We start from the raw sequence: 5974 nt of genomic DNA on the forward strand, positions 1-5974 counted from the left end.
ATGGGTGGATGTATGACCGTAGGTCCGGGTTTGTTTGACGAGTGGCCAATAGTTGTCGCGCTTTTTGTCGGTGTGTACGTGTGCGCCGCGTTGACGAGCAAACGGCTGCGAAGCAGCCGTTTGCTCAAACATCTTATCGTTACCGTGGCGGTAGCGATGGTCATCTCCTTTGCCATGAAAACGGTCTGGACCGTACCCCGTCCGTGTGCGGGTATGCCGGTATGTCCTCCTTCGTCAGGGTTACCCAGCGGTCACACCGCGTTTGCGTTTTCCTTTGCTCTACCTTTCCTCGGAACCGTTCTGTATCCGGTGATGGTCGTTCTTGCATGGGTTGTCGGATGGTCGAGGGTCGCTTTAGGTGTGCATTCATGGCTAGATGTTGCAGCAGGGATAGGTGTGGCAGGTATATCCTATCATCTGTCCAAACTTTTCGTAAACCCTGAAGACGAGAGAACTGTTACAGAACCGATGGGTAAGGAGATACTGAGACAGTGTATCCACGTATTGGCGGGGTTTGTGATAGCGGGTCTGTTGTATTGGTTCGGTTTGGAACAGGGTGCGATGTGGTTGACGGTTTTCTTTGCTTTGGGTACATTGGCTATGCAGGCGCGCGCCTCCGGTCTCCGTATCCCGTTAACGGAGTGGATCTTCGATACCTTCGAACGAAAGAACAGGTTCGGTCACGGAGCGATGTACTACGCATCCGGAGCTTTTCTGGCGTTGGGTATGTTGAGGTCGTTCCAACCTGTGTTTGTGATACTCTGGATACTGTCCGTAGGTGACGGGTTGTCAACACTTGCAGGTAAACGGTTCGGTAGACATAAACTTCCCTTCCCTTTCAACAGGTCGAAAACCGTCGAAGGGTCGGCGGCGTTTCTGGTCGGTTCGCTTCTCGCATACCCGATATACCCCGTGTATTCAACGCTTGCTGCGGTATGTCTGGCAACCGTTGTAGAAGCGCTTGACCTGAAGGTCGATGACAACGTGTTGATCCCGGTAGTATGCGCGTTGGTGTACATGCTGTGACGGTTGAGTTCGCGGCAACCGTAAACGAAAAATGGGATAATTGTGACGTTTTATGAGAATAGGTTTTTAAACCGGAAACATAATATAACGAATTATGCAGACGGTTACTGTGCCAGATGATGCATTGTACAGACTGAAAAAGGGTCTGGATAAACTCGAATCCAGGCTGGATGTAAAGGTCCGTGTGACCGATAACCGTGTAGAGATAGAAGGGGATCCTGTGAAAGAGTATTTTGCCAAAGACGTTGTCAGAGCGTTGATCCTAGGGTTCAAACCGAACGATGCGATGAAACTCACAGAGGAAGGTTATACGTTGAAGGTGATCGACCTTAAGAAACTCGGGTTTTCAGAGTCCGCTATCAGACGACAGTTGGGTAGGGTGATCGGCGAACACGGTAAGGCTAAACTGATGATCGAGAAGAAGGGTGACGTAAGGTTGAGTATATCCGGACACACCGTTGCGATCATCGGGTTGTACGACGATGTCGAAATCGTTGCCGAAGCGATCCAACGGCTTATAACCGGTTCACCTCATAAGAATGTTTACAGGTTTATCGATGAAGCCGAGATCCATAAATCGTTGGTAGAATAGGTGTTTATCATGGGAGATGATGTGTTTAAAGAGTTTAAGGAACATTCGGTTGCAGAGTTCTTCAAGAAGAACAGACAGATGTTGGGGTTCTCAGGTAAGGTCAGGTCGCTGACTACGATCGTCCACGAGTTGGTGACCAACAGTCTCGACGGTGCCGAAGAGGCAGGTATACTTCCCGAGGTTAAAGTGGTGATCAATGAGATAGACAGGGATGAAGGTAGATATAGGGTGCGTGTTGAAGACAACGGTATCGGTATACCTTTCAAACATCTGGGCAAAGCATTGGGTATGATGTTAGCGGGTACGAAGTTCCACAGGTACGTCCAACAGAGAGGTCAACAGGGTATCGGTGCGGCAGGTGTTACGATGTATGCGCAGCTCACCACAGGTAAACCTATACATGCGGTATCAGGTTACAAGGGTGTTAAAGTATCGTGTGATATATCTATAGATTTCAAGAATAATCGGCCGGTCGTGTCGAACGTTGTTAAAGAACCGAGCGATTGGCACGGTCTGATATACGAGGCAGAGGTCGGCGATGTTAAGTACGACCGCGGTGTTTACGGAGTGTACGAATATCTGAAGAGAACGGCTATCGCAAACCCTCATGCCCAGATCACGCTCATAGACCCGTCCGGTGAAGAGTTCGTGTTTCCGCGTTCGGTGTTTGAAGTGCCTCCGAAACCCAAACCAGTTAAACCGCATCCGTTGGGTATCACTACCCATGACCTCGTAGATTTTTGTCATCATAGTAGAGGGTATTCAACACTTAATCAGTTCTTGGTCAACGAGTTTGCCAGGTTTTCCCAGAAAAAACTTGTCGAACTGAGGGAACTTCTCCCCGACATAGATTTCAAGAAACATCCCCATCAGATCACATGGGAGGAGGCGGACCGCATCGTCAAAGCATTCAGAAAGATGAAATGGATAGCACCTTCTACCGAAGGCATATATCCAATAGGTGAGGAACAGATCCGTACATCGATGAAGAATATACTCGACCCGGAATTCCTTGAAGTAGTGGAACGGAAACCGTCGGTCTTCAGGGGAGGTATACCGTTTATCGTGGAGGTGGCTCTTGCCTACGGCGGGTCTGCGGGAAGACGTGTGGCCGGCAGGTCAACGAGCGATATAATGAGGTTTGCTAACAGAGTGCCTTTGCTCTTCGATGCTGGCGGTTGCGGTATCACCGAAGCGGTCCGGTCCATAGATTGGAAACGGTACGGTCTGAAGAATTTCGATGAACTGCCAGTAGCGGTTCTGGTCAACGTTTCATCCGTCCATATACCTTACACAGGTGCGGGTAAACAGGCACTGTCCTCCGAGGATGAGATAATCGGCGAGATCAGGAATGCGTTGATGGAATGCGCGCGTAAACTGCAGAGACATCTCCAGGGTAAGATAAGGGAAAGGGAAAGGGCAACGAGAAAACGCGCGGTCAGCAAGTACGTTAATCAACTGGCTTCCGACCTGTCCGAGTTGGCAGGATGTCCTGATAAGAGGGATTGGATAGTGCAACAACTTAACGAGATCATCGAAGAGAAGTACGGAGGTACCCGTGCTAAGATGATCGCTAAGAAGGAGGACGGTGAAGAGGTTCTTCTCGATGAAGAAACAGGTTAGAATGAAATGTGTCAGAAAGGTGATGTGTAATGGGTTACGATAATCCCGTTGTTAAAAAGCTCGAGGATTTGGGTAAACAGATGCTCGACGAGATCAGGAACAACGAATCGCCCAGTTTTGTTACCGGGTTGAGGTCCAGGAGTAACGTGTTCTACGACGAGGCAACAGGTGTGATCAGGTTGGGTGATAAAAAGGAGGAAAGAACGTTTGTCAACGTTGCCCAGGCAAGGAGGTTTATGCAGACGGTCGCCATCGCTAACAAATGTAAGAAGTTTTTGGAAGAGGGACTCCATACCAGTATCAGAGGGTTGTTCTACCAACTTAAGTTTTCCCTAGGCGAAGATGTTGAGGAGGAACTGTTCAGTGATCAGAGCGAGTCCAACCCGTTGATTGAGGACCTTGAACTCGCACTCAACGTCAAACGTGAAGACCTTAACCTCAGCACCGCTAGAAAAGGTGTGGTTGCCGGTCCGATGGTACTCAGGGATCGGTTCGCGGGTGAAGAGATAGAGATCGACCTAACTAAACAGGGTAGGTCTGGTTGGATGATACCTTCAGATGTCGATAACGGTATGAAGATCGAAAGTATAGATGCTGAATGGGTGCTGGTCGTGGAAAAGGATGCGATATGGCAGAGACTTAACGAGGACAAGTTCTGGAAAAAGGAGAACTGCATCCTTCTGTCACCGCAGGGACAGGCGTCGCGCGGAGCGCGACGCCTGCTTCGTAAACTGGCAGACATGGGTCTGCCGGTCATCGCATTCACGGATTGCGATGCATGGGGATGGTACATATACTGGACGATAAAAACGGGTTCCATGAACCTTGCCTATCTGGGAACCCATGTGGCTGTACCTGAGGCGCGGTTTGTCGGTGTGACCATGCAGGACCTCAACGATTACGATTTTCTGAAGAATCTTACCATCAAAGCTAAAGATGTGGACATAAAACGTGCTCAGGACATGCTTTCTTATCCGTGGATCAATAGACATAAGGAATGGGTGAAAGAACTTAAGACGGTTATAAAGACTAAGAAGAAACTCGAACAGGATGCTTTACAGGGTCCGAAACTCTCATTCATCGGCGATTACCTCCGCGAGAAGATATCTGAGAATAAACTGTTGCCGTAAACGCAGACACGCAACAAAAACACAGTAGAATTAACTTAAGTTAAATTGCGATTTGATTAAGTTGACTTAAATAAAATCGAAATTTAGTTAAGTAGTTAGCCGGAAATCAGGAACGTTGCCGGGAGGATGAGCGGATCCGCCCTCCAGTACCTATCATCCGCCTTTATGATGAAGGAGTAGTCGAGCAACCTCTTCAATGCCGTGTTTAAACTGTTCGGGTTGATACGTTTTCTCAGGTCTCTGTTTACGTAAGCATTCAGTTCGGACCATGACACCCCGTTTGCGTTACGTATTATTGCTATGTAGAGTTTTCTGTTCCTGAGTCTTCTTAGAAAACTGTCCAGTTCGGATGCAACGACGCGGATGGCCAGTTCTCTTGTAGATTCAAACGCGTTCCTTTTTTTCAGAACACCTCTTTCGTAACCGTACAGAGTGAGCCAACCGATGAGTCCATCCAGTTCATCGACTACCCTGTCTATTTCCTTTTCCGATACTTTCATGTTAATCTGTTTAAAACCTTCTTTGAGGTATTCCTGTGAACGTGAGCGGTCTAACCTCTTCAGAATAACCTTGGTTATCCTCCTGCCGAAAAGCGGATGTTGCGGGTCCTTCTCTCCGGTTACGTGTTCCAAAAGTCCGACTTCACTACCAGAAAGGATGAATCTCACGTTCGGAACTCTATCGTAAAAATACGAAAGTATATCGGCAAGTTCGTACGGATCCATACGCTGTGCTTCGTCTATGAACACGGTAATCCTGCCTGCGTTTCTTATCGTTCTTTCCATCGTGGTGAACGATCTTTTGTTGACCCGTACATCTAACCCTATCCCCATTATCGAGAAGGTCAAACCTTCTATCCTGCCGAATACCTTGTCTTTACCGTTCTTTGCTACTTCGTATATTGCGGAAGGTACCTCTTTTTTCGGAGATATAACGATCCGCCCGTCGATCCACAGTTTAAGTCCTTTGATCTCGTTGTATACGACATTCATAAGACTCGTTTTACCGACCCGTCTCACCCCGACGATTACGATGATCCGTTCTCCCGCCTTTAGCGCCTTTTTTACTGTTGCATACTCTTCTTCATAATTGAACAGGTCTTCCTTCCGACTCTTCGGTTCTATCGTGAAATACATGATAATATCGATGCAGAAAGGTTTTTAAAACTTAAGTTAAATTGCGATTTGTTTAAGTTGACTTAAATAAAATCGAAATTTAGTTAAGTTACTCATAATAAAATTTGATTTTGCTTAGGCAGTTTTTATACACTCGTTCTCTTGTAATCTCTTTCATTTAACATTAACAGCGCTTCTGACAACGTAATGATAATCAGGGTGGAATGTTGTTTTTGGTTTAACCTTGATCTTTTCGTCACCAAAATATTTATCTCTCAGATAATCAGAGAACCCGGCACGGTTGCTTATCCCTCCGGCATCCGTTGTTATGTATAAACCCAAATCATTCTTCTTACAGAAGTCCTTGATCCGTTCCATGACTTCGTCAATGAATTCGTGTTTCTTATCGGTGCTTAGGTTGGACACAAACCCTTCGCTAACATCAAACCCTATTATTATGATCGAATCTTTACCTTTTATCTTTCTTA

At 46.9% G+C, this 5974-nt stretch carries 6 protein-coding genes; 4 read left to right on the plus strand and 2 right to left on the minus strand.

Annotation, left to right across the window (positions count from 1 at the left end; all coding sequences use genetic code 11):
- From J7K41_01315 to J7K41_01330, 4 genes are all read left to right on the plus strand, one after another.
- A partial coding sequence (locus J7K41_01315; protein MCD6549332.1) for a phosphatase PAP2 family protein occupies positions 1-1026 on the plus strand: 1026 nt, incomplete at its 5' end.
- 94 nt (positions 1027-1120) lie between these two features.
- Entirely contained in the window at positions 1121-1618 is a 498-nt protein-coding gene (locus tag J7K41_01320) for an RNA-processing protein (GenBank protein MCD6549333.1), read from the plus strand.
- A 9-nt stretch (positions 1619-1627) separates the two neighbouring features.
- Positions 1628-3241, plus strand: coding sequence for a DNA topoisomerase VI subunit B (top6B, locus tag J7K41_01325; protein ID MCD6549334.1), 1614 nt, complete (start codon positions 1628-1630; stop codon positions 3239-3241).
- Between the two features lie 29 nt (positions 3242-3270).
- Entirely contained in the window at positions 3271-4371 is a 1101-nt protein-coding gene (locus J7K41_01330) for a DNA topoisomerase IV subunit A (protein ID MCD6549335.1), read from the plus strand.
- A 95-nt stretch (positions 4372-4466) separates the two neighbouring features.
- Here the strand turns inward: J7K41_01330 and J7K41_01335 are convergent, their stop codons facing one another.
- Together J7K41_01335 and J7K41_01340 are read right to left on the minus strand one after the other, a co-directional pair.
- The gene (locus J7K41_01335) at positions 4467-5507 is read right to left on the minus strand and encodes an ATP-binding protein (GenBank protein MCD6549336.1); all 1041 of its coding nucleotides are present in this window, start codon (positions 5505-5507) and stop codon (positions 4467-4469) included.
- Positions 5508-5660: 153 nt separating this feature from the next.
- Positions 5661-5974 (minus strand): hypothetical protein (locus J7K41_01340; GenBank protein MCD6549337.1); only part of this gene is annotated, 314 nt, incomplete at its 5' end.

The organism is Candidatus Micrarchaeota archaeon (genome assembly GCA_021163225.1).
Lineage (GTDB): Archaea > Micrarchaeota > Micrarchaeia > Anstonellales > JAGGXE01 > JAGGXE01.